Annotated in this window: 18 protein-coding genes; 7 read left to right on the forward strand and 11 right to left on the reverse strand. The window is 55.0% G+C overall.

Annotated features, from left to right (window positions below; all coding sequences use genetic code 11):
- Positions 1-2: 2 nt before the first annotated feature.
- Genes NYE92_RS09720 through cysJ form a run of 3 tightly spaced genes read right to left on the reverse strand, consistent with a single transcriptional unit; the run spans position 3 to position 4,254 of the window.
- The gene (locus tag NYE92_RS09720) at positions 3-734 is read right to left on the reverse strand and encodes a phosphoadenylyl-sulfate reductase (RefSeq protein WP_014594441.1); all 732 of its coding nucleotides are present in this window, start codon (positions 732-734) and stop codon (positions 3-5) included.
- Positions 731-2,452 carry an assimilatory sulfite reductase (NADPH) hemoprotein subunit gene (gene cysI, locus NYE92_RS09725; RefSeq protein ID WP_014594442.1) on the reverse strand — a complete coding sequence of 574 codons (1,722 nt, stop codon included), beginning with the start codon at positions 2,450-2,452 and terminating at the stop codon, positions 731-733. Before cysI ends, NYE92_RS09720 begins: the two co-directional genes overlap by 4 nt.
- Positions 2,452-4,254, reverse strand: a complete 1,803-nt coding sequence (gene cysJ / locus NYE92_RS09730; protein WP_210452010.1) for an NADPH-dependent assimilatory sulfite reductase flavoprotein subunit — start codon at positions 4,252-4,254, stop codon at positions 2,452-2,454. Before cysJ ends, cysI begins: the two co-directional genes overlap by 1 nt.
- Positions 4,255-4,527: 273 nt before the next feature.
- On the opposite strand from cysJ, the gene NYE92_RS09735 reads away from it, so the two are divergent.
- The 3 genes from NYE92_RS09735 to NYE92_RS09745 all read left to right on the forward strand — a co-directional run bounded on the left by NYE92_RS09735 (position 4,528) and on the right by NYE92_RS09745 (position 6,620).
- The gene (locus NYE92_RS09735) at positions 4,528-5,355 is read left to right on the forward strand and encodes an arylamine N-acetyltransferase (protein ID WP_013026938.1); all 828 of its coding nucleotides are present in this window, start codon (positions 4,528-4,530) and stop codon (positions 5,353-5,355) included.
- A gap of 129 nt (positions 5,356-5,484) precedes the next feature.
- Positions 5,485-5,844, forward strand: coding sequence for a 6-carboxytetrahydropterin synthase QueD (queD, locus tag NYE92_RS09740; protein ID WP_013026939.1), 360 nt, complete (start codon positions 5,485-5,487; stop codon positions 5,842-5,844).
- Positions 5,845-6,020: 176 nt separating this feature from the next.
- Entirely contained in the window at positions 6,021-6,620 is a 600-nt protein-coding gene (locus NYE92_RS09745; protein ID WP_259018905.1) for an inorganic diphosphatase, read from the forward strand.
- Positions 6,621-6,652: 32 nt separating this feature from the next.
- On the opposite strand, the gene queE is transcribed toward NYE92_RS09745, so the two are convergent.
- On the reverse strand, positions 6,653-7,324 hold the full coding sequence (queE, locus tag NYE92_RS09750; protein ID WP_014594445.1) for a 7-carboxy-7-deazaguanine synthase QueE: 672 nt from the start codon (positions 7,322-7,324) through the stop codon (positions 6,653-6,655).
- A 267-nt stretch (positions 7,325-7,591) separates the two neighbouring features.
- Between queE and NYE92_RS09755 the strand changes: the two genes are divergently transcribed.
- The 3 genes from NYE92_RS09755 to NYE92_RS09765 are packed head-to-tail and all read left to right on the forward strand — an operon-like array spanning position 7,592 to position 9,881.
- Positions 7,592-8,305 (forward strand): nucleoside recognition domain-containing protein, encoded by a 714-nt coding sequence (locus NYE92_RS09755; RefSeq protein ID WP_013026942.1) that lies wholly within the window; start codon positions 7,592-7,594, stop codon positions 8,303-8,305.
- Entirely contained in the window at positions 8,298-8,765 is a 468-nt protein-coding gene (locus NYE92_RS09760; RefSeq protein WP_013026943.1) for a YjiG family protein, read from the forward strand. Before NYE92_RS09755 ends, NYE92_RS09760 begins: the two co-directional genes overlap by 8 nt.
- Positions 8,766-8,768: 3 nt before the next feature.
- A complete protein-coding gene (locus NYE92_RS09765; protein WP_013026944.1) occupies positions 8,769-9,881 on the forward strand; it encodes a M20 family metallopeptidase in 1,113 nt (370 codons plus the stop codon).
- A gap of 57 nt (positions 9,882-9,938) precedes the next feature.
- Here the strand turns inward: NYE92_RS09765 and NYE92_RS09770 are convergent, their stop codons facing one another.
- The 6 genes from NYE92_RS09770 to rlmD form a co-directional block, all read right to left on the reverse strand.
- Positions 9,939-11,054: an endonuclease/exonuclease/phosphatase family protein gene (locus NYE92_RS09770; protein ID WP_022623104.1), complete on the reverse strand. Its 1,116-nt coding sequence runs from the start codon at positions 11,052-11,054 to the stop codon at positions 9,939-9,941.
- A 239-nt stretch (positions 11,055-11,293) separates the two neighbouring features.
- Positions 11,294-12,589: a phosphopyruvate hydratase gene (eno, locus tag NYE92_RS09775; RefSeq protein ID WP_013026946.1), complete on the reverse strand. Its 1,296-nt coding sequence runs from the start codon at positions 12,587-12,589 to the stop codon at positions 11,294-11,296.
- A 76-nt stretch (positions 12,590-12,665) separates the two neighbouring features.
- Positions 12,666-14,303, reverse strand: coding sequence for a glutamine hydrolyzing CTP synthase (gene pyrG / locus NYE92_RS09780; protein ID WP_013026947.1), 1,638 nt, complete (start codon positions 14,301-14,303; stop codon positions 12,666-12,668).
- Positions 14,304-14,532: 229 nt separating this feature from the next.
- Positions 14,533-15,321, reverse strand: coding sequence for a nucleoside triphosphate pyrophosphohydrolase (gene mazG / locus NYE92_RS09785; RefSeq protein WP_024471448.1), 789 nt, complete (start codon positions 15,319-15,321; stop codon positions 14,533-14,535).
- A gap of 92 nt (positions 15,322-15,413) precedes the next feature.
- Positions 15,414-17,645: a GTP diphosphokinase gene (gene relA / locus NYE92_RS09790; protein ID WP_013026949.1), complete on the reverse strand. Its 2,232-nt coding sequence runs from the start codon at positions 17,643-17,645 to the stop codon at positions 15,414-15,416.
- Between the two features lie 32 nt (positions 17,646-17,677).
- Positions 17,678-18,997 carry a 23S rRNA (uracil(1939)-C(5))-methyltransferase RlmD gene (rlmD, locus tag NYE92_RS09795; RefSeq protein ID WP_014594451.1) on the reverse strand — a complete coding sequence of 440 codons (1,320 nt, stop codon included), beginning with the start codon at positions 18,995-18,997 and terminating at the stop codon, positions 17,678-17,680.
- An 86-nt stretch (positions 18,998-19,083) separates the two neighbouring features.
- Between rlmD and barA the strand changes: the two genes are divergently transcribed.
- Positions 19,084-21,813 (forward strand): two-component sensor histidine kinase BarA, encoded by a 2,730-nt coding sequence (gene barA, locus NYE92_RS09800; protein WP_026020900.1) that lies wholly within the window; start codon positions 19,084-19,086, stop codon positions 21,811-21,813.
- A 56-nt stretch (positions 21,814-21,869) separates the two neighbouring features.
- Here the strand turns inward: barA and NYE92_RS09805 are convergent, their stop codons facing one another.
- The gene (locus NYE92_RS09805; protein WP_014605158.1) at positions 21,870-23,009 is read right to left on the reverse strand and encodes a glycerate kinase; all 1,140 of its coding nucleotides are present in this window, start codon (positions 23,007-23,009) and stop codon (positions 21,870-21,872) included.
- Between the last annotated feature and the right edge of the window lie 4 nt (positions 23,010-23,013).

A 23,013-nucleotide genomic window follows, 5' to 3' on the forward strand; every position in this document is an offset into this window, starting at 1 on the left:
AGTTAGCCTTCGTGCAGGCCGCACTCACGTTTCAGGCCAAAGAAACGCGTTTCTTCTTCTGCCATCCCCGGCTCCCACTTGCGCGTGGTGTGCGTATCTCCGACAGACAGATAGCCTTCCTCCCACAGCGGATGGTATTTCAGGTTGTGGGTTTGCAGATACTGATGAATCTGGCGGTTATCCCAGTCAATAATTGGCAGCACTTTAAACACGCCGCGCTGCACGCCCAGTACCGGCAATGTAGCGCGGCTGCCTGACTGATCGCGTCGCAGGCCCGCAAACCAGGTTTGGGCGCCCAGGGTTTCCAGCGCCCGATTCATCGGCTCAACTTTGTTGATCTGGTTGTACTGTTCAATGCCCTCTACCCCTTGCTCCCACAGCTTGCCGTAGCGGGCTTCCTGCCACGCTGGCGAGGTTTCCGCCCGGAACACCTGCAGGTTAAGGTTAAGCTGGTCAGCCAGTTCATCAATAAAGCGGTAGGTTTCCGGAAACAGATAGCCGGTATCGGTGAGGATGACCGGAATATCCGGTTGTACGCGCGTCACCAGATGCAGCGATACCGCAGCCTGAATGCCAAAGCTGGACGAGAGCACGTAAGCCCCCGGCAGATTTTCCAGAGCCCAGCTTACACGCTCTTCAGCCGTGGCCTTTTCCAGTTGGGCGTTGGTTGCCGCCAACGCCATCGCGCGCTGGACCTTCGACATCTCATTCAGTGCTGCAAGATCGATACTCATTTTGCCTCCTGCCAGAAGTCGCGCGCAGGATCCAACACCGGCGTAACAATGCCAGCCCGAATCACGAAGTCACCAAAGCCTTCTGCGGCCTCGCGCTCTTTCGCCCAGCGACCTACCAGCTCATCAAGTGTGGCGAGAATTTCACTTTCAGTAATATTTTCGCGATACATACGTGGAATGCGCGTTCCGATGCGGTTACCCCCGATATGCAGGTTGTAACGGCCCGGCGCTTTCCCCACCAGGCCTACTTCTGCCAGCATGGCACGGCCACAGCCGTTCGGACAACCGGTAACGCGTAACACTATGTGCTCTTCGCCTACGCCATGGCTGTGCATGATCTCTTCGACTTTCGTCACGAAAGACGGCAGAAAACGTTCAGCCTCCGCCATCGCCAGCGGACAGGTTGGAAACGCCACGCAGGCCATCGAGTTTTCCCGCTGGGCCGTCACGTTTTCCATCAGGCCGTGTTCGCGGGCAATCGCTTCAATCTGCGCTTTTTGGCTTTCCGGCACGCCTGCCACAATCAGGTTCTGGTTGGCGGTCAGACGGAAATCGCCCTGATGGATTTTGGCGATTTCCGCCACGCCGCTTTTCAGCGGACGTCCCGGATAATCCAGCAGACGACCGTTTTCGATGAACAGCGTCAGATGCCACTTGTTATCAATGCCCTTGATCCAGCCAATGCGATCGCCACGGGTGGTGAATTCGTAAGGACGTGTCGGTGCAAACGTGACACCGGCGCGCTTCTCGACTTCCGCCTTAAACGTCTCTACGCCTACGCGTTCCAGCGTGTATTTGGTTTTGGCGTTTTTACGATCGGTACGGTTGCCCCAGTCGCGCTGGGTCGTCACTACCGCTGCTGCCACATCCAGGATCTTATCGACCGGGAAGTAGCCAAATTCGCTGGCGGTACGCGCGTAGGTGGCTTTATTACCGTGCTCGATAGACAGGCCGCCGCCCACCAGCAGGTTAAAGCCCACCAGCTTGCCGTTTTCCGCAATCGCGATAAAGTTCAGATCGTTAGCGTGCAGATCAACATCGTTATGCGGCGGAATCACCACCGTGGTTTTAAACTTACGCGGCAGGTAGGTCTGGCCCAGGATCGGCTCTTCGTCGGTGGTGGCCACTTTTTCCTGATCCCACCAGATCTCGGCATAAGCGCGGGTTTGCGGCAGCAGATGCTCCGACAGCTTTTTGGCCCACTCATAGGCTTCCTGATGCAACTCAGACTCCACTGGGTTTGAGGTGCAGAGGACGTTACGGTTAACGTCATTCGCGGTCGCCAGCGCATCCAGCCCCACTTCGTGCAGCATCTGGTGCGTCGGCTTCACGTTCTTCTTCAGAATGCCGTGAAACTGGAAAGTCTGACGGTTGGTCAAACGGATGCTGCCGTAAAGGGTTTTATCGGTAGCAAATTTATCAATCGCCAGCCACTGTGTGGGCGTAATGATCCCGCCCGGCAGACGACAGCGCAGCATCATCGCATGGCGAGGCTCAAGTTTTTGCTCCGCACGTTCAGCACGAATATCGCGGTCATCCTGCTGATACATGCCGTGAAAACGGATCAGCAGGAAGTTATCGCCGCTGAAACCACCGGTCAGGCCCTCGTCGAGGTCCTCAAGGATGGTACCGCGCAGGTAGTTGCTCTCTTTTTTTAAACGCTCAGCGTCGGTGAGTTTGCCTTCAACCACCAGCGGGCCAGGGTATTTTTCAGTCATTAGTAAACGTCTCGCTGATAACGGCGCTCAATGCGCAGCTCACTTAAAAATTCGTCAGCCGTTTCACGATCCATAGCGCCGTGTTCGACCACCACATCCAGTAATGCCTGCTCAACGTCTTTTGCCATACGATTGGCGTCGCCGCAGACGTAAAGGTGCGCGCCTTCCTGTAACCAGCTCCACACCTCCGCACCCTTAGCGCGGATTTTATCTTGTACGTAAATTTTCTCGGCCTGATCGCGCGACCAGGCCAGATCGATATTCGTTAACAGGCCATCTTTCACGTATTTCTGCCATTCCACCTGATACAGGAAATCGTCAGTAAAGTGGGGATTGCCAAAGAATAGCCAGTTTTTACCGCTGGCGCCGTCGTTCTCGCGCTGCTGCATAAAGGCGCGGAACGGCGCAATACCTGTGCCAGGCCCAATCATAATGACCGGTGCATCCGGGTTGGCGGGCAGGCGAAAATTATCGTTGTGTTCGATAAACACGCGCACCTCACCGTCTTCTTCAATGCGATCCGCCAGCCAGGTGGAAGCGCCGCCGCCGCGCGGGCGCCCTTCAATATCAAAGCGCACGGCCCCCACGGTGATATGTACTTCGGTATCGGTTTCGGCCTGAGACGAAGCGATAGAGTAAAGACGCGGCGTTAACGGACGCAGCAAGCCGGATAACTGTTCTGCGCTCAGTTGGGCTGGTGCCAGACGAACCATATCAACAATCGGATAGCGTTGCGCATACTGCTGCAGTTTGGCTTTATCATCCACCAGTGACAGCAGTTCGTCGTTACGCGCTAAGCTCGCATATTGCGCCACGATTTGCGCCGTATTGACCGTTAACTCAAAATGTTTCTGCAACGCCTCTGCCAGCGGTAACGTCTGGCCCTGCACCTCAACCGGCTCATCGCCTTTTAGCCACACCAGTTCAAGCAGCTCGTTAACCAGCGCGGCGTCATTCTCATACCAGACGCCCAGCGCATCACCAGGCTGGTAGCGTAACCCTGAATCGCCCAGGTCGATCTCGATATGACGCACATCTTTGTCCGAATCGCGCCCGGTAATTTTCTGGTTCACCGCCAGGCTGGCACTAAGCGGCTGCTCTTTAGTGTAAGGGCTGGTAAAGACTTCGTTCACGCTGCCGGCGACGGTTGCCGCACTCTGGGCCGGTGACGCTGCCGGTACGCGTTCTTTCAGTGCAGCAGTAATTGCCGCGCGCCAGGCGCTGGCCTGCTCGGCATATTCAACATCCGCATCGACCCGATCCAGCAGTCGTTCTGCACCCAGTTCGGCCAGGCGGCTGTCAAAATCTTTGCCCGCTTTGCTGAAGAATTCATAGGAGGTATCGCCCAGACCAAACACGGCAAAGGCCGCGCCGTCCATTTTGGGCGCTTTCTTAGACATCAGGAATTTATGCAGCGCAACGGCCTCTTCCGGTGGTTCGCCTTCGCCCTGCGTCGAGGTCACGACAATCAGAATTTTTTCCTGGCCAATCTGCTTAAATTTAAAGTCGCCCGCGTTGACCAGATTCACGGTCAGTTTTGCCGCCTGCAGGTCATCGCGTAACTGCTCGGCTACCCGGCGGGCATTGCCGGTTTGTGAAGCAGAGAGCAGCGTAATCGCCGGGGTTTCAGCCTGCGCAGGCGCGCTGGCAACCGCCTGGCCTGGCGTTTGATTGACCATGCCCCAGAAATAGCCAGAGAGCCAGGCCATCTGAGTGGTGGAAAAATCTGTCGTTGCTGCCTGTAAACGAGCAAGTTGCTCCGGAGAGAGCGGAAGCATTGTGCCTGGTGCCTGAGTCGTCATCGCGATAAAAATTCCAGTAGCAGAAGTCCGGACCGAATAGTAGCGGAAGAGAAGAAAGGGTACAGGCTGCTATATTAACGATTAAATACGCCTTCGACATATCAAATAACCAAAATGACTAAATGGTTTTTCAGATAAAATTAATCGTTAAAAGTGGTAAGAATATTGAGAGTTAACACACTCAGGTAATCACGGCGCTCACTGGACTTTACGACGGGTGATCGCGGCAAATTGCTGGGTTAACAACAGGAAAACGACCAGGAGCGACGACAGGTGCCAGGCATTATCACCGCGTTACCGCAAGCAATGGCGGAGCAGATTCTGCAAAAACTGGGGTTTAGCGCGCCTCCCGCTCCTGATGAGATCGGACTGAGTGAGATATATCGCGCCTGGTGCCAGTCGGTACCCTTTGATAATCTCCGCCGCCGTCTGATGACTGACCACGACAGCGCCCTCCCCTTGCCCGGCAGCACGGCAACCGACTTTTTCACTCACTGGTTAACCTATGGCACAGGCGGCACCTGCTGGGCGGGCCATGGCGCGCTGCATGCCCTGCTGATACACGTGGGATTTAACGTGCAGTTTGGCCTTTCCACCATGCTGTCCTCACGTCCGACGCCCGCAGGTTCCCCCGGTCATGGCATGCTGTTTGTTAACATGGATGCAGGCACGCGGGTGGTTGACAGCACGCTGCTCCATGGCCATCCGCTCCCGCTGGAAGCCAGGCTGAATCCCCATCCCGTCTGGGGCACACGCGTTTATGAGCGAGACGGCAGTTGGTACATACACTGGAAACCGCTGGGTCGGGCAGGAATCGACTGCAAAATTCTGACTACCGGCCTCCCCGTTGACGCGTTTCAGTCACGTCATCAACAGAGCCGACATAGCAGCCGCTTTGACGGTGCCTTGCTGATTCGCCGCGCCAGCGCAGGGAGCATCACCGGAATCGTGAAGGGAGAACGGGTGATCAGGGACTCTGAGGGAAAGGAAACCTTTACGCCGCTGTCACGTTCAGAGCAGCAACGGCTGCTGATTGAGGATTACGGCATAGCGGAAGCTATCGTGGCGCGGCTTCCGGCTGACGATCCGGGTCATGGCTGAGCGCATTTTGGGAAAGGCGCGCGAATCCTTTTACTATTCTGGCTTAATCGTCGTTTAACGGCGCTTAGCAGATGCGAAAAACTGCTCTTTCAGGTAGAATTCAGCCGTTTTTAATGCCTGAGAGCGATTATGTCTACCACGTTATTTAAAGAGTTCCAGTTCGAAGCCGCACACTATTTACCCAATGTGCCGGCAGGACACAAATGCGGCCGTCTGCACGGTCACTCATTCCTTGTTCGTCTGGAAATTACCGGTGAAGTGGATGCGCATACCGGCTGGGTCATGGATTTTGCTGAGCTGAAAGCGGCGTTTAAACCCCTCTATGACAGGCTCGATCACTATTATCTTAATGAGATCCCCGGACTGGAGAATCCCACCAGCGAAGTCCTGGCAAAATGGATTTGGGATCACATGAAGCCTCGCCTGCCGCTGCTGAGTGCGGTGATGATCAAAGAAACCTGTACTGCAGGCTGCACCTATCGCGGTTAATCTGCTCTGTACGGCAGCGCAGGGCCGGTCACCCGCTTACTGACCTGTTGATCGGCCTGCTGCCGCCTCTCCTGCACGACATCAGCTGAACTCTCCTCCTCTGTCTGACGTCATCCTTCTGTCATCTTTCCCCACCAGGCTGTTCTCTCCTTCATTAAAGATCAAGAGAATCAACAATGAACCTGGTAAAACCGCTTTTTGCTTGTCTCTTTTTTATCACCGCCTCTGCCGCCGTTCAGGCGGAAAACATCCTCAGCTTTCCACAACCCGATTCACTGCCCGACGAATTCTATGCCGTGACGGAAATTCCGGCAGGCGGAATCATCAAATATGAAACCGATGCGAAAACCGGTTTTATCGTTGCCGATCGTTTTCAGTCGATGCCGGTCGCTTATCCGGCAAACTACGGTTCGCTGACGCAATCGCTGGGCGGCGATAACGATCCGCTGGATGTGATCTTCTACACCCGCGCCCCACTTGCGCCCGGGACATTAATTAAACTGCGCCCGATTGGCGTACTGAAAATGATCGACGGTGGCGAAGTGGATGACAAAATCGTGGCGGTTCCGGCCAGCAAAGTCGATCCGACCTATGATGCGATTCAGACGGTCGCCGATCTGCCAAAGCTGGAACAGCAGCGGCTGGAAGCGTTCTTTCGCGTCTATAAAGCGCTGCCGGAAGGGCGTAAAAACGTGGAGCTGAAGGGATTCGAAGACGACAGCGCGGCCAAAGCGGAGATCAAACAGGCTTTTGAGGCCTGGAAAGCGAAGCAATAACGGTCAGGCGGCGAGAGGCCGCCTGAGTCTTATCAGGCGATGTTCAGATATTTATGTGTCTGCATCGACAGGCGCCAGTTGCGCGCAATACAGGTTTCAATACAAAGTTTTGTCGCCTCATCTTTGCGGCTAATTGGCTGCAGCGCAATGATTCGAGCTTTGCTGTCCTGAATGCCAGCCAGCAGGTCGTCTAACGCCTCCACATCACGTTGCCGGGCAACCGGATGTTTGATTTCATCCGCACGGCTCAGGGCCTGAGCCAGCACGTCGTATCCGCCGCGCATATTTACCTTGGGTGAAACGGTAACCCAGGTTTGTTCGGAACAGTGGATTTCATGGGTTCCGCTGGTCTCAATCTGGCATTGAAATCCTGCCGCCTCCAGCGATGCGGTCAGCGGGCGTAAATCGTAAATGGCCGGTTCGCCGCCAGTGATCACCACATGGCGGGCCGTCCAGCCCTGTTGCGCGATGCTGCTGAGCAGCGTCGCCGTATCGGCGTTGCCCCAGGCATCGCTTTCCACCGTTTTGACCAGAATATCGCCTAATGATGTTTCCCGATCCGCCTGTTTTTCCCAGGTGTGTTTGGTGTCACACCAGCTGCATCCTACCGGACATCCCTGTAAGCGGATGAAAATAGCCGGCACGCCGGTGTAATAACCTTCGCCTTGCAGCGTCTGGAACATTTCGTTAATCGGGTACTGCATAATGGTCTCTGTGGTTTTAGCAAAACGCGATTATCGCAGAACTCCGGGTTAAGATCATGTCAGGTGATGCGGCGTGGCTGACTTTGTCTAAGGCAAGCCGGATTTTTGCGTTTATCCAGAGGCGAATTTCACTGATTATTGTGAGCTGATTAGCACTATTTGGCCCGTTGCTGGCTCTTTGTCCTGCAAATTGATCGTCATCATTCCTCCGCTTACATCCCACTTTTAGCATCGCCTTTTGTCGCCAAAGATGTAAGGAAATAAACGATGACTGACTCTTCTCAATCCGAACCGCTTAAGGTCGGACCGGGCGCTTACCTGGCCTTGCTGTTTGCCATGGTGTTTTTCTCCGGTCTGCTTGGCGGAAAAGAGTGGTATGGCGTGTTTGACTTCACCACATTAAACGGGGCATTCGGAAAAGTGGTATCCGGTGTCAGTCTTCAAACCGACACCCTGGATGTCGCGCAAAGCGCCTTTCGGGGAAAAGGCGGTTATGGGGCAATGGATGGGTTCCTGTTCGCATTTGGCTTGATCCCTGCAGTTATGTTTGCGTTAGGCATGATCAACGTGCTTGAGCACTACGGCGCACTTCGTGCAGCCCGTAAGCTACTTACCCCGCTACTGCGGCCTCTGATGGGGATCCCAGGCTCAACCGGGCTGGCCATGATTGGGAGTCTGCAAAGCACGGATGTTGGCGCATCATTAACCCGCGTACTGGCTGATGAAGGGCAGATCACGGAAAAAGAAAAAACAATTTTTACTATGTTTCAGTTTTCCGCTGGCGCGATGATTACCAACTTTTTCTCCTCCGGTGCGGTGCTGTTTACCCTGATAGCGCTTGATGGCTCGCATGCCGTTCCAGCCTCAATTGGTCTGTGCGTGGCGGTAATGTTCGTCATGAAAATCGTGGGCGCTAATCTGGTTCGCCTGATCCTGACGATCGGCGAACGCAGACAAGGTACAGAGGTAAAAAATGACTGACTCAACTAAACCGATGATCACCGATGTCTTTGTGGCCGGAGCGCGAAAAGGCTGGACCATCGCGACGACCAGCACACTGCCTAACGTTCTGATGGCCTTCATTATTATTTATGCCCTGGAACTCACCGGCACGCTGGCTGGCATGGCATGGCTGTTCGGCCCCCTGATGCGGCTTTTCGGCCTGCCGGGCGAGGCCGCCGCGGTGCTCATTGGCGGCTGGATGTCCATGGGCGGTGGCGTGGGCGTTGCCATCAGTTTATTTGAGCGAGGGATTCTGACCGGTGCCCATCTGGCTATCCTTGCGCCAGCCATCTACCTGATGGGTTCACAGGTCCAGTACGCTGGACGCATTCTTGGCGTGATCGGCATTCCAGCAAAACGTATCCCTTTGATGATTGCCCTGTCGGTGCTGAATGCCTTCGGCGCCATGATAGTTATGCGACTGATGATTGCGGAGTAACCTATGGAATTAACACAGTATCTTCAGGAACTGGAACAGGTTGTCAATATTGACTGCGGAACGGGCTCGGTGGAAGGCGTGGAACAGGTATACCAGCACTTTCAGCAATGGTATCAACAGGATGGCTGGCACTGTCAACGTGTTGAGCTGGACGACAAGGTGGGCCCGGGCCTGCTGGTTACCAACAAACCTGATGCAGAGCATTATGATGTTTTACTGGTGGGGCATATGGATACCGTTTTTCCTGTGGGAACGGTGGCTGCACGTCCTTTCTCTCTTGAGGGCGATCGCGCCAGAGGCCCCGGCGTGGCGGACATGAAAGGGGGATTGCTGACCATTCTCTGGGCATTACGTGGGCTGAATCACGCTGAGCGCGATCGTTTATCTATTGCCGTCGCCATGAATCCCGATGAAGAAACCGGATCGGTGTATTCTCATCACTGGTTGACCGGGTTGGCAAAACGCAGCCGTTGCGTGCTGGTTGGCGAAGCGGCGAGAAGCGATGGCTCACTGGTCAAAGCACGGAAAGGCATGGCGCGGTATCGGCTGAATTTTAGCGGCGTTGCTGCGCATTCGGGCAACGATCCCGATAAAGGCCGTTCAGCCATCAACGCACTGGCGTACAGCGTCATTGCCGTTGCGAACCTGGCCGATCCCGCACAGGGCACAACGGTAAACACCGGCGTGATTTCAGGCGGGGACGCGGCAAATATTGTGCCAGACCACGCAGAGATGATCGTAGACGTGCGCTTTCAGCTTAACGCTGAGTTTGAGCGGGTCAACATGGCGATGAAAGCCCTTGCGCATTTTGAGGCGGAGCCCGGCGTAACGACGCAGGTTACCCAGCAGGCTTACACGCCTGCCATGACGCCAGATGCTAAAACAGAAGCGCTAATGCAGATCGTTGAGCAAGCCGGGCAAACAGAAGACATTGAGATTAGCTGGCAGGCTGTAGGCGGGGGCTCGGATGCCAACCATACCGCCGCAGTGGGCACGCCCTCACTGGATGGGTTTGGCCCCATCGGCGCAAATTTTCATAGCCCGTCTGAATATATGGAACTGAACAGCATTGAACCGCGCATTCGTTTACTGAAACGCATCATTCAGTCGCTGTAATGCTGTGGCTGCACAGGCTGCGGTCAGCGCCGCGACCTGTGCCGTCTATACCTCGGACTAGATCTTCAGGTCCACCCAGACTGCCGCATGATCCGAGGCGGCATTCACCTCTTTTTTCAGTTCGGGATAGGTTTCCCATTTTACCGGGCGCACGCCTGGCCACATCCCTTTGCGCCACACGCCGCCCTTTTCCACTTTTTTCCACAGCGCGGGGGACAGTAAAATGTAGTCAATTTTATTACTGGCGCTGCAGCCGCCCCAGGTTCCTGGATAGCCGCCGTTATCAAATTTTTCATGGGTGAAGATATCTTTCAGATCGGTTTCTTTCAGCAGAGGTGCCAGCGCCTCGCTGTCCGGCGTATCGTTAAAGTCTCCGGTGATAGCAATCAGCGTTTGTCCCTCTTTAATTCGCTGCTGATAAATTGCCTTCACCCGTTCGGCCTGCAGTTTACGGCGGGCGTCGGAAAGCGTTTTGGCACCGTAGCCTTTGCTTTTAAAATGGTTAACCAGCACGTGCAGGGTTTGTCCATCGGGTAGCGGAATCGCAAATTCGGGACAGTCGCGCGAGAAAATCAGGTCGCCCTGCTTATCCTTATCATCAACGTGGCTGCGAATGGTGTCGATTGCGAAGCCTGCTCCTGTCATCAGGCCAACATCAATGCCCCGCTCATCGTTGCCGTCAATCACCATGACGTGATCAAAAGGCGTTCCCTGGCGCGCAGGCAGCATGGCGTTATTAAATTCCAGTAAAGCGGGCCGGCTTTCTGCCTCAACAACGGTCAAAATATCTGCCTTGAGGTCAATCATGACCTGCGCTGTTAATCCCATAGCTATTTCATCTACCGGCGCACGCCGCAGTTCCAGCGAACCGACCCAGTCGGCGCGTCCTGCGGCAATAATCTTTATTCCGCTGTTGTCTGTGGGGCGGGTCAACAGCTTGCCCCGGTTACGCCGGAGGATAACAAAGGGCCCGGTATCTGACTTTTGCAGCCCCAGCGCCTCCATCAATTCCACCATTTGCTTCTTAGTCGCATCGCTGTATTCCACCTGCCCCAGCAGTGCATTCAGTTGGGCGAATTTTTCCAGCGTCGGTTTGCCCTCACGCCATTCGTTTTGGTTCATTGCTCTGGCGCGATCGAACAGGTTTTCCACGTTATAAGAAGCCAGTCTCATGCGTTTCCCCCTTCTGCCTGTCAGAAATGTGAACCTGAAGCGCGTGCTTCAGGCCAGCGGTAAGGTGCGGGGTCAGCCCGGCGCACCTTGCTCGTTATTCAGTGTCGGTGGGTTTTATTAAGAACGGATGTAAACAGCATAGACGTCGCGCAAAAAGATGGCGGAAGCCGCATAAGGTCCGGGCATAAAAAAACCCGCCACGTGGGCGGGTTATGATCAGAAGTCAGACGGCAGTAAACTTACTGACCTTTAACTTCTTTCAGACCGTTGAAGGGGGCTTTTGAACCCAGCGCTTCTTCGATACGGATCAGCTGGTTGTACTTAGCAACACGGTCAGAACGGCTCATTGAACCGGTTTTGATCTGGCCCGCAGCTGTACCGACCGCCAGGTCAGCGATGGTCGCATCTTCAGTTTCGCCTGAGCGGTGAGAGATCACAGCGGTATAGCCTGCATCTTTCGCCATTTTAATTGCAGCCAGGGTTTCGGTCAGTGAACCGATCTGGTTGAATTTGATCAGGATAGAGTTAGCGATGCCTTTCTCGATACCTTCTTTCAGGATTTTGGTGTTGGTTACGAACAGGTCGTCGCCCACCAGCTGGATTTTGTCGCCCAGCACTTTGGTCTGGTAGGCGAAGCCATCCCAGTCAGACTCGTCCAGGCCATCTTCGATAGAAACGATCGGATACTGTTTAGTCAGATCTTCCAGGAAGTGGGTGAACTCTTCTGAGGTAAACGCTTTACCGCCTTCACCGGCCAGAACGTATTTGCCATCTTTGTAGAATTCAGAAGCCGCACAGTCCATGGCCAGAGTGATGTCTTTACCCAGCTCGTAACCGGCTGCTTTTACCGCTTCAGCGATAACGGCCAGCGCTTCGGCGTTAGAACCCAGGTTTGGCGCATAGCCACCTTCGTCACCCACCGCCGTGCTCATGCCTTTGCTTTTCAGCACTTTTGCCAGGTTGTGGAACACTTCAGAACCCATACGGATCGCTTCTTTAACGTTTGAAGCGCCAACCGGCTGAATCATGAATTCCTGAATGTCGACGTTGTTGTCTGCATGTTCGCCGCCGTTGATGATGTTCATCATTGGCAGTGGCATAGAGTATTTGCCCGGGGTGCCGTTCAGTTCAGCGATGTGCTCATACAGCGCCTGACCTTTAGAGGCCGCTGCGGCTTTCGCTGCTGCCAGGGAAACAGCCAGAATGGCGTTAGCACCGAAGTTAGATTTGTTCTCAGTACCGTCCAGGTCGATCATGATTTTATCGATGTTCGCCTGATCTTTCGCGTCTTTGCCTTTTACCGCTTCAGCAATCGGGCCGTTAACCGCAGCAACGGCTTTGGTTACGCCTTTGCCCAGGAAACGGGATTTGTCACCGTCACGCAGTTCCAGTGCTTCACGAGAACCGGTAGATGCACCTGAAGGTGCCGCAGCCAGACCAACGAAACCACCTTCCAGGTGAACTTCTGCTTCAACAGTTGGGTTGCCACGTGAGTCGATAATTTCGCGACCGATGACTTTTACGATTTTGGCCATTACGATTTTCCTCAGTACAAGTTAGTCAATCCTAAGACAAACAACGCGCGAAAAGTTCGCGCGTTGTTCGTTAAACTTATTTCGCTAAACGCTTCTGATGCTCATGTGCTGCTTTCACAAAACCCGCAAACAACGGATGACCATCGCGAGGCGTCGATGTGAACTCAGGGTGGAACTGGCAAGCAATAAACCATGGATGATTCGGGATCTCAATGATCTCAACCAACTGATCGTCACCTGAACGACCTGCCACGCGTAAACCCGCTGCCTCAATTTGCTTCAGCAGCATGTTGTTCACTTCATAGCGGTGACGATGGCGCTCAACAATGGTGTCAGAACCGTACAGCTGGCGAACCTTACTTTCCGGATTCAGCTGGCACTGCTGGCTGCCCAGGCGCATGGTGCCACCCAGATCGCTCTGTTCAGTACGCACTTCCACGTTGCCTTCTTCGTCACGCCATTCGGTGATCAGTGCCACCACCGGATACTTACAGTCTGGCACAAATTCAGTGGAGTTAGCGCCTTCCATTCCGGCGACGTTACGGGCGAACTCCATCAGTGCGACCTGCATGCCGAGGCAGATGCCGAGATAAGGCACGTTGTTTTCACGCGCGTATTTCGCCGTCATTAGCTTGCCTTCTACGCCACGGTAGCCAAAGCCACCAGGGATCAGAATGGCATCCAAATCTTTCAGCAATTCGACACCACGGGTTTCAACGTCCTGTGAGTCGATCAGCTTGATGTTTACGGTCACACGATTTTTCAGACCGCCGTGCTTCAGCGCTTCAATAACGGATTTATAGGCATCCGGCAGCTCGACATATTTGCCCACCATGCCAATGGTGACTTCGCCGCCCGGATTGGCTTCTTCATAAATCACCTGCTCCCACTCGGCCAGATTGGCTTCCGGGGCGTTCAGGTTGAAACGCTTACAGATGTAGTCGTCCAGGCCCTGTGATTTCAACATGCCAGGAATTTTATAAATTGAATCGACGTCTTTCAGCGAGATAACGGCTTTTTCCGGCACGTTACAGAACAGGGCAATTTTGCCACGCTCATTGGCTGGCACCGCACGATCGGACCGGCAAATGAGCACGTCAGGCTGAATACCGATGGAGAGCAGCTCTTTGACCGAGTGCTGCGTCGGCTTGGTTTTCACCTCGCCTGCGGCGGCCATGTAAGGCACCAGCGTCAGGTGCATATACATCGTATGCTCGCGGCCCACATCCACCGCCATCTGACGAATCGCTTCCAGGAACGGCAGGGATTCGATATCACCGACCGTACCGCCGATTTCGACCAGCACCACATCGTGGCCTTCACCGCCTTCAAGAATGCGCTCTTTGATCGCATTCGTGATATGAGGGATGACCTGAATAGTGGCGCCAAGGTAGTCACCGCGACGCTCTTTGCGCAGGACTTCTGAGTAGATACGGCCCGTGGTGAAGTTGTTACGGCGCGACATTTTAGTGCGGATGAAGCGCTCGTAGTGACCCAAATCCAGATCGGTTTCGGCACCATCATCGGTGACAAACACTTCACCATGCTGAGTAGGGCTCATGGTACCCGGATCGACGTTGATGTACGGATCCAGTTTCATGATGGTCACATTCAGACCACGCGCTTCGAGAATGGCTGCGAGGGAGGCTGCGGCAATGCCTTTACCCAGAGAGGATACGACCCCGCCGGTCACAAAAATATAATTCGTTGTCATGCTGAACCTGAGAGTTTAGGTTTAAAGACGGTGGAATAACCAGGACGGGAAAACAGTATACTGGAAACCGCTATCAGCCACAATTGATGAATCACATCCCTCTCCCAAAGCATTGCTGCGGGTAACATAGCGGATAGCGGTAAACAAAATTTTGACCTGCGTCACAAATCTGACGTCAGGCTGAATCGAGTAAGCTCGAGCGCACACTTTATGCGCGGTGCAGGAATAATCAGCTTTTTTCCGTTGCCTTTACCTGCTGCCAGGCGGCCTCCATCTGCTCCAGCGTCGCCCCCGGCATTGTCAGGCCCTGCGCGCTGATAATAGCTTCTACCGCGCGGAAACGTCGCTCAAACTTGTCGTTGGCTTTCTGCAGCGCCGTTTCGGCCTTGCTGCCCAAATGACGAGAGAGGTTAACGGTCGCAAACAGGAGATCGCCAATCTCTTCTTCCAGTTTTTGGGGATCGATAACGCTTTGCTGCGCTTCATGCATGACTTCGTCAATCTCTTCATGCACCTTATCGACCACCGGCCCCAGTGTGCTCCAGTCGAAGCCCACGTTGTGGCATCGTTTCTGAATTTTATGGGCGCGCATCAGGGCTGGCAGGGCTTTGGGAATATCGTCCAGCGCGGAGTGCTGCGCTTTTTCTGCCCGTTCCGCGCGTTTAATCGCTTCCCAGTTTTTTAACACGTCTGCGCTGTTCTCTGCCGTGCCGTCCGCAAAAATGTGTGGATGGCGGCGTTCCAGCTTGTCACTGATGGCATGGCAGATATCATCAAAATTAAAACGCCCCTGCTCCTGGGCCATCTGGGCATAAAACACCACCTGAAACAGCAAATCGCCCAGCTCCCCCCGCAGATCGTCGAAGTCCTCGCGCTGGATGGCGTCCAGCACTTCATAGGTTTCTTCCAGCGTGTAAGGCGCGATAGTGGCAAAGGTCTGCTCGCGATCCCACGGGCAACCCTGCTGCGGATCGCGCAGGGTTTTCATAATGCCCAGCAGGCGATCAATTGACGTCATAGGGAAATCCTTCAGGTGTTCAGTTGGCATAACAGCGGTGATAAAAGCAGCCAGGCGCACGTCGGTCAAGACATGCGCCTGATAACGGACGATTAGTGCAGGCGGCGGGCATCGATAATGTCAGGCACCTGATTCAGGCGAGACAGCACGCGCCCCAGGACCTGGTGGTTATAAATCTCGATGTCCATATCAATGGTGGCGAGCTGTTTTTTGGTATCGCTGCGGCTTGAAACGCCCAGGACGTTAACCTTCTCATTCGCGAGGATGGTGGTGATATCGCGTAACAGCCCGCTACGATCGTTGGCCGTCACCCTTACGACCAGCGAGTAGCCGCTGGAGTAGCTTTCGCCCCATACGGCATCCACAATGCGCTCGGGCGCGGTGGAAATCAGCTCAGACAGCTGGTCGCAATCGGCGCGGTGAATCGAAATGCCCCGTCCGTGCGTGATAAAACCCACGATGTCGTCACCCGGAATCGGCTGACAGCAGCGTGCAATATGGTGCATCAGGTTGCCCACGCCTTCCACGACCACACGGCCGCTCTCTTTGCGTGACGTTGGCGCATGCGATTTTTGTGTGAGTTGGCGCAGGGCTTCACGATCCTGCTCTTCCGCCGTCGGCTTATTGAGCTTCGCCTGCAGGAAATTCACCATCTGATGAAGGCGAATGTCCCCCCCGCCGATGGCAGCCAGCAACTCGTCCAGCGAGGTAACGTTATAGCGCGGCAGCAGCAGTTTCTCGGCTTCACGCAGGCTGATATCCATCTGATTCAGCTCGTTATCCAGAATCTGACGGCCGGCAAGAATGTTTTTATCGCGATCCTGCTTGCGGAACCAGTTATGAATCTTGGCGCGGCCTCGGCTGGTGGTGATGAACCCCAGGTTAGGGTTCAGCCAGTCACGACTCGGGTTCGGCTGTTTTTGGGTGATGACTTCCACCTGATCGCCCATCTGCAACTGATAGGTGAAGGGCACGATGCGGCCACCAATCTTGGCACCGATGCAGCGGTGACCGATATCGCTGTGAATGTGGTAAGCGAAGTCCAGCGGGGTAGAACCTGCCGGCAAATCGACCACGTCCCCTTTTGGCGTAAAGACATAGACGCGGTCGTCAAATACCTGGCTGCGCACCTCTTCCAGCAGCTCGCCGGAATCCGCCATCTCTTCCTGCCATGAGATCAGCTTACGTAGCCAGGCAATGCGCTCTTCGTGACCTGCCGCGCCACGCGCATGGCTGGACGACGGCCCTTCTTTGTATTTCCAGTGCGCGGCGACGCCCAGCTCGGCGTCCTCATGCATCTGGCGGGTACGGATCTGGATCTCGACGGTTTTGCCCTCGGGCCCCAGAACCACGGTATGAATGGACTGATAGCCGTTAGGTTTGGGGTTGGCGACATAGTCGTCGAACTCGTTGGGCAGGTGGCGATACAGCGTGTGCACCGTGCCCAGCGCGCCGTAGCAGTCCTGCAGTCGCTCGGCAACAATACGCACCGCGCGAACATCAAATAGCTCATCAAACGCCAGCGACTTCTTCTGCATCTTGCGCCAGATGCTGTAGATATGTTTAGGACGGCCGTACACTTCGGCCCGCACGCCCTCTTTTGCCATCTCTTTGCGCAGATTATCGACAAAGTTATCGATGTACTGCTCACGGTCAATGCGGCGCTCGTGCAGCAGCTTAGCAATGCGCTTGTACTCGTCGGGATGCAGGTAGCGGAAGCAGTAATCTTCCAGCTCCCACTTAAGCTGACCGATGCCCAGGCGGTTCGCCAGCGGGGCATAAATATTGGTGCTCTCTTTCGCCGCCAGTACGCGTTCATCTTCCGGCGCGTCTTTAACTTCGCGCAGGTTCATGATGCGCTCAGCCAACTTCAGCACCACGCAGCGGAAATCTTCCACCATGGCGAGCAGCATACGGCGGACATTATCCACCTGCTCAGAAGCCATTGAATCGTTATGAATGGCTTTCAGCTGACGAATGGCGTCCATATCGCGGACCCCGTGCACCAGCGAAACGATGCCCGGACCGACGGTTTTTTCCAGCTCTTCTTCGCTGACCACTTCGTCATTCGCGAGCGGGAAAATCAATGCGGCGCACAGGCTTTCGATATCCATGCTGAGCATCGAGAGAATTTCCACCATCTCGATGCCGCGCCACAGCAGCAGCGACTGGTGAGGATGCCCCTGAGTCTGCGCTTCACAATAGCGCCAGGTTTCAGCAAGGCGATCACAGGAATGCGGGTTAGCAACGCCAAGACTGGCGATCCACTGGTCAAGGGCAAACTCCCCTTCCGTATTTAAATGCGCACTTCTGACCGCAACCATATCCTCTCCTGCACAGCGCCCCTGCCGGACACTTATATTTTTTTTCTGAACAGCACCATGGATTCGAGATGACGGGTATGAGGAAACATATCCAGCATCGCGACCCTTTCCAATTGGTAACCCGCTGACAGCAATGTTTCACTGTCACGTGCGAGTGTCACAGGATTACACGAAACATAGACCACGCATTCTGGCGATAATTTGACGACATGTGCCATGACACCTGCCGCCCCAGCGCGAGCCGGATCGAGTAATACCTTGTTAAATCCCTGCATAGCCCAGGGCTGGCGCGAAACATCTTCTTCCAGATTATGCTGGAAGAATTTGACGTTTTTTAGCGCATTCACGTCAGCATTATACTCTGCCTGCTGCACTAATGCTGCAACGCCCTCCACACCCACGGCACTTTGTACCGATTTTCCTACAGGAAGCGTAAAGTTTCCCATGCCGCAAAACAGATCCAGCACCCGATCTTCAGGTTGCAAATCCAGCCACGCAATGGCCTTCGCCACCATCTGCTGATTCACCGTATCGTTGACCTGAATAAAATCCTTTGGACTGAAGATTAGCTCAAGCTGGTGAGAATGATAAAACGGCTGCCGATCGCCAGATGCGCGCAGCGTCTCGCTTCCATCATCCAGAAACAGCATCAGTTGGTGCTGATGCGAAAAACGTTCCAGTTTTGCAATATCATCGGTACTTAATGCATCGAGATGGCGCAATAACAGCACCGGGCCGTTGTCAGCCAGCACCAGCTCAACATGACCTAAGCGTTTGACAGCATTAAGCATAGTGAGACAATTGCGCAGCGGAATAATCAGCGCTTCAAGCTGGGGCACCATGATGGGGCACTGCTGGATATCGACGAGATCGTTGGTGGCCGCCTGGCGAAACCCCATCAGCAACTGCTGTGTTTTGTTCTGCCACTGCAGGCCAAGCCTGACGCGGCGACGGTAGCCCCAGGCCGGTCCGGCAATGATCTCATCAACCGCCACCGGCTGGTTCGCTGCCTGGGTCAACATCCGTGCCAGCGCACGTGATTTACTTTGCTGTTGTAACGCCTCGTCGACATGCTGCTGCTGACAACCGCCACAGCGGCTAAAATGGGGACAGCGCGGCGCAACCCGTGAAGGACTGTGGTTAAGCAGGCGCACGGCTTTCGCTCTGGCATACTGGCGTTTATCCTCCAGCAGGGTGACCTCGGCCTGCTCTCCGGGCAGCGCGCCCGAGACAAACAGGGTTTTGCCCTTGTAGCGGGCAACGCCCTGACCAAACGGGTCGAGGTCTTCAATGGTGACGGTGATCCGTTGTTGGGTCGTCACGCGCTGTTTTGCGGAGTAAAATTGCGCCATAGTGTGGTTCTTTCTCTTTAAGATTCGATGTGCACAAGGTTCAGCAGATGCACAGGGACGTTCATGCCGGACAGCAGGCGACTATTATGACCAAATACAGCCTGCGGGCGCGAATGATGATTTTAATTTTGGCCCCAACGTTGATGGTTGGGTTACTGCTCAGCTCATTTTTTGTCGTGCATCGTTATAATGAGCTGCAGCGCCAGGTCATCGATGCCGGGGCCAATATCATCGAACCGCTGGCGGTTTCTACCGAATACAGCATGACATGGCACAATCGTGACGCGCTGCGTGAACTGGTCAGTTTACTGCATCGCCGCCATTCCGGGATCGTGCGCGCCATCTCCGTTTTCGACGATAATAATCAGCTTTATGTCACCTCTAATAATCACCAAAACCTGAGTCTGGAAAGCAAGCAGGCTATTCGCGCGCTGCCTGAGGATGTGTCCGTTGAAGGCAGTGGCAACCTGCTGATCTTACGCAAGCCGATTATCTCTGAACGTTACGCCGTGGATGAGCTGCCGGGTCAGGATGCCAAACCCGCAGGTAACCCGTTGGGCTATGTGGCGATAGAGCTGGATCTGCAATCCGTGCGCTTACAGCAATATCGGGAAGTTTTTATTGCTACCCTGATGCTGCTGTTCTGCCTGTGTATTGCCATGCTGTTTGCCTATCGCCTGATGCGGGACGTCACCGGCCCTATTCGTAATATGGTTAGCACCGTTGACCGAATTCGTCGTGGACAACTGGACAGCCGGGTTGAAGGCCATATGCTGGGTGAATTGAGTATCCTGAAAAACGGTATCAACGCGATGGCGATGTCGCTCACCGCCTATCACGAAGAGATGCAGCACAATATCGATCAGGCCACATGGGACCTGCGGGAAACGCTGGAGCAGTTGGAGATTCAGAACGTCGAGCTGGATCTGGCCAAAAAGCGCGCGCAGGAAGCCGCCCGTATCAAATCCGAATTTCTGGCAAATATGTCGCATGAGTTGCGTACGCCGCTTAATGGCGTGCTGGGCTTTACCCGTCAGATGTTGAAAACGCCGCTGCGCACCACGCAGCGCGACTACATGCTGACCATTGAGCGCTCGGCCAACAATCTCCTGTCCATCATTAATGACGTGCTTGATTTTTCCAGACTGGAAGCCGGCAAGCTGATGCTGGAGTCCATTCCCTTTCCGTTGCGCGCCACCCTGGATGAAACCCTGGTTTTGCTGGCCCCATCCGCCCATGAGAAGGGGCTGGAGTTGACCGTGGTCTGCGATAACAGCGTGCCGGACAACGTGATTGGCGATGCGCTCCGCCTGCAGCAGATCCTGATCAACCTGATGGGCAACGCGATTAAATTTACCGAAAAAGGGACCATCAATTTACGGGTAGAACAGCACACGATTACGGCGACGCATGTTGAACTGGAGATTCAGGTTCGCGACACAGGCATTGGCATTTCTGAAGAGCAGCAGGCCCAGCTGTTTCAGGCCTTTCGCCAGGCGGATGCCAGCATTTCCCGCCGCCACGGAGGATCGGGGCTGGGGCTGGTCATTACCCAAAAACTGGTAAGGGAAATGAACGGGGAGATCACCTTCGTCAGCCGTCAGAACCACGGCTCTACCTTTTGGGTGCGCGTTAAACTAGACCTCAATCCCAATGCACCGAGTATGCCTCGAGTGCTGGATGCACTGTCGAACACGCGCATGGCCTATGTGGAGGCGAACCCCGACGTCGCCAGCGCGGTGGTAGAGATTTTAGGTGCCACGCCGTTGCAGGTTGAGCACAGTTTAACCCTGGAGGGCCTGAGCCAGTCGCGCTATCCCATTGTGTTAATGGCCATGCCGGTCAACGCCAGCCAGCCGCAGGTGCTTGAGGACAGGCTGATCCATACGCTTTTGGAGCGCGCCGACCAGGTCATTATGGCGCTGCCGAGTCCGATGATGTTACTGGCCGATGAGCTGAAAGTGCGTGGTATTGATGGCTGCATCGCAAAACCCGTCTCGCAGACGCGCCTGTTGCCGATGCTGCTGGAGCTGCATGCCCGTCACAGCAGCGAACTATCGGCCTCACCGCGTCTGCCGCTGACCGTGATGGCCGTGGACGACAATCCCGCTAACCTCAAGCTGATTGGGGCGCTGCTGGAAGAGCAGGTTCAACATATCGTACTGTGCAATAATGCGGAGCAGGCCATCCGTGTGGCCCACAGGCAAGTGCTGGACGTGATCTTAATGGATATACAAATGCCCGATATTGATGGCATTCGGGCCAGCGAGATCATCCGCACGCTGCCCAACCACGCAACCACCCCGATAGTCGCCGTTACCGCCCACGCTATTGACGGTGAACGCGAACATCTTATCCGGGCCGGCATGAACGACTACCTGGCCAAGCCTATTGATGAAAACAAGCTCGCTCAGGTCCTGGCCCGCTATATGCCCAGCCCGAGCACCACGGCGCCCGAGATCCCCCCAATATTACCCACGCTGGACTGGAAGCTGGCATTACGCCAGGCAGCGAATAAGCCGGATCTGGCGCGGGATTTACTCCGAATGCTGTTGGCATTCCTGCCGGAAGTGCACGGTAAAATGGCGCAGTTTATCGCCGACAACGACGCGACCTCCCTGCGTGAGATCATTCATAAACTTCACGGCAGCGCCAGCTACAGCGGCGTCCCGCGGATGAAACAACTGTGCCGTAAGCTTGAGAAAGAGCTTCATCAGGCAAGCGATATCGAAGCGCTGGAGCCGGAACTGCTGGAGCTTCAGGATGAAATGGAGAACGTCGCCAGACAGGCACGGCGCATCCTCTCCATGCCTTAGCCGGGCATACTGCGAAAGAACAAACGGCCCTGTCAGGTGAAGGGCCGTGAATACGCTTAGTGGAACCCGGCGATTTTCATTGTGGCAGCCACATTGCGCGCGGTGAGACGGACATTGTTTTCTGCCCCTTTTAGCGCCTCATCCAGCGAGCAAATACGGTAAAGCACGCTAAATACGGCATCCAGGCCATGCTGATGCACCACACCGACATCGTCAGTCAGGCTACCGGCAATGCCTATCACGGGAATATTAAAACGCTTAGCGACCTTTGCCACACCAATCGGCACCTTGCCCTTGATGCTCTGGCTGTCGATTCGTCCCTCGCCGGTAATGACCAGATCGGCATCTTTTACCTGCTCCTCCAGGCCCAGCGCTTCCGTCACAATCTCAATCCCACGGCGTAATTCCGCCTGACAAAACGCGTGCAGCGCAGCCCCCATGCCACCGGCAGCGCCGCCACCGCTGATCTGCAGCACATCAATACCCAAATCGCGCTGAATAAGCGCAGCGTAATGTGTCAGGGCTCGATCCAGTTGCTCAACCCGTTCCGGCGTCGCGCCTTTCTGGGGGCCAAACACCGCAGAGGCACCGTGATCGCCCGTCAGCGTATTGGTTACATCGCAGGCCACTTCAACGCGGCACTGCCGAATGCGCGGGTCAAGTCCGGTAACGTCAATGCTTGCCAGGTCAGGCAATGCGCCACCTCCCCGACCAATTTGCTCGCCCTGTTTATCCAGCAAGCGAGCGCCCAGCGCCTGCATCATGCCAGCACCACCGTCATTGGTGGCGCTGCCACCGATACCGATAATGATGTGTCGGACGCCTTTATCGAGCGCGTTTTTAATTAGCTCCCCAGTCCCAAACGAGGTGGTGATAAGGGGATCCCGCTGCGCTGCCGGTACCAGCTCCAGGCCGCTGGCCGCCGCCATCTCGATATAGGCGGTATCTTCATTACCCGACAGGCCGTAAAACGCCTCGACAGGTTCACCCAGCGGACCGGTGACCTTTAACCTGACCCGCTTTCCCTGGGTCGCAGCCACCATGGCTTCCACCGTGCCTTCACCACCATCAGCAACCGGTATTTTCACATAATGGGCATCGGGAAAAACCTCACGGAACCCCGCTTCGATTGCCGATGCCACTTCCAGGGCCGAAAGACTTTCTTTATATGAATCCGGTGCGATTACGATTTTCATAGGC

It is taken from the genome of Pantoea sp. B566 (assembly GCF_024793925.1).
Classification (GTDB): Bacteria; Pseudomonadota; Gammaproteobacteria; order Enterobacterales; family Enterobacteriaceae; genus Pantoea; species Pantoea ananatis.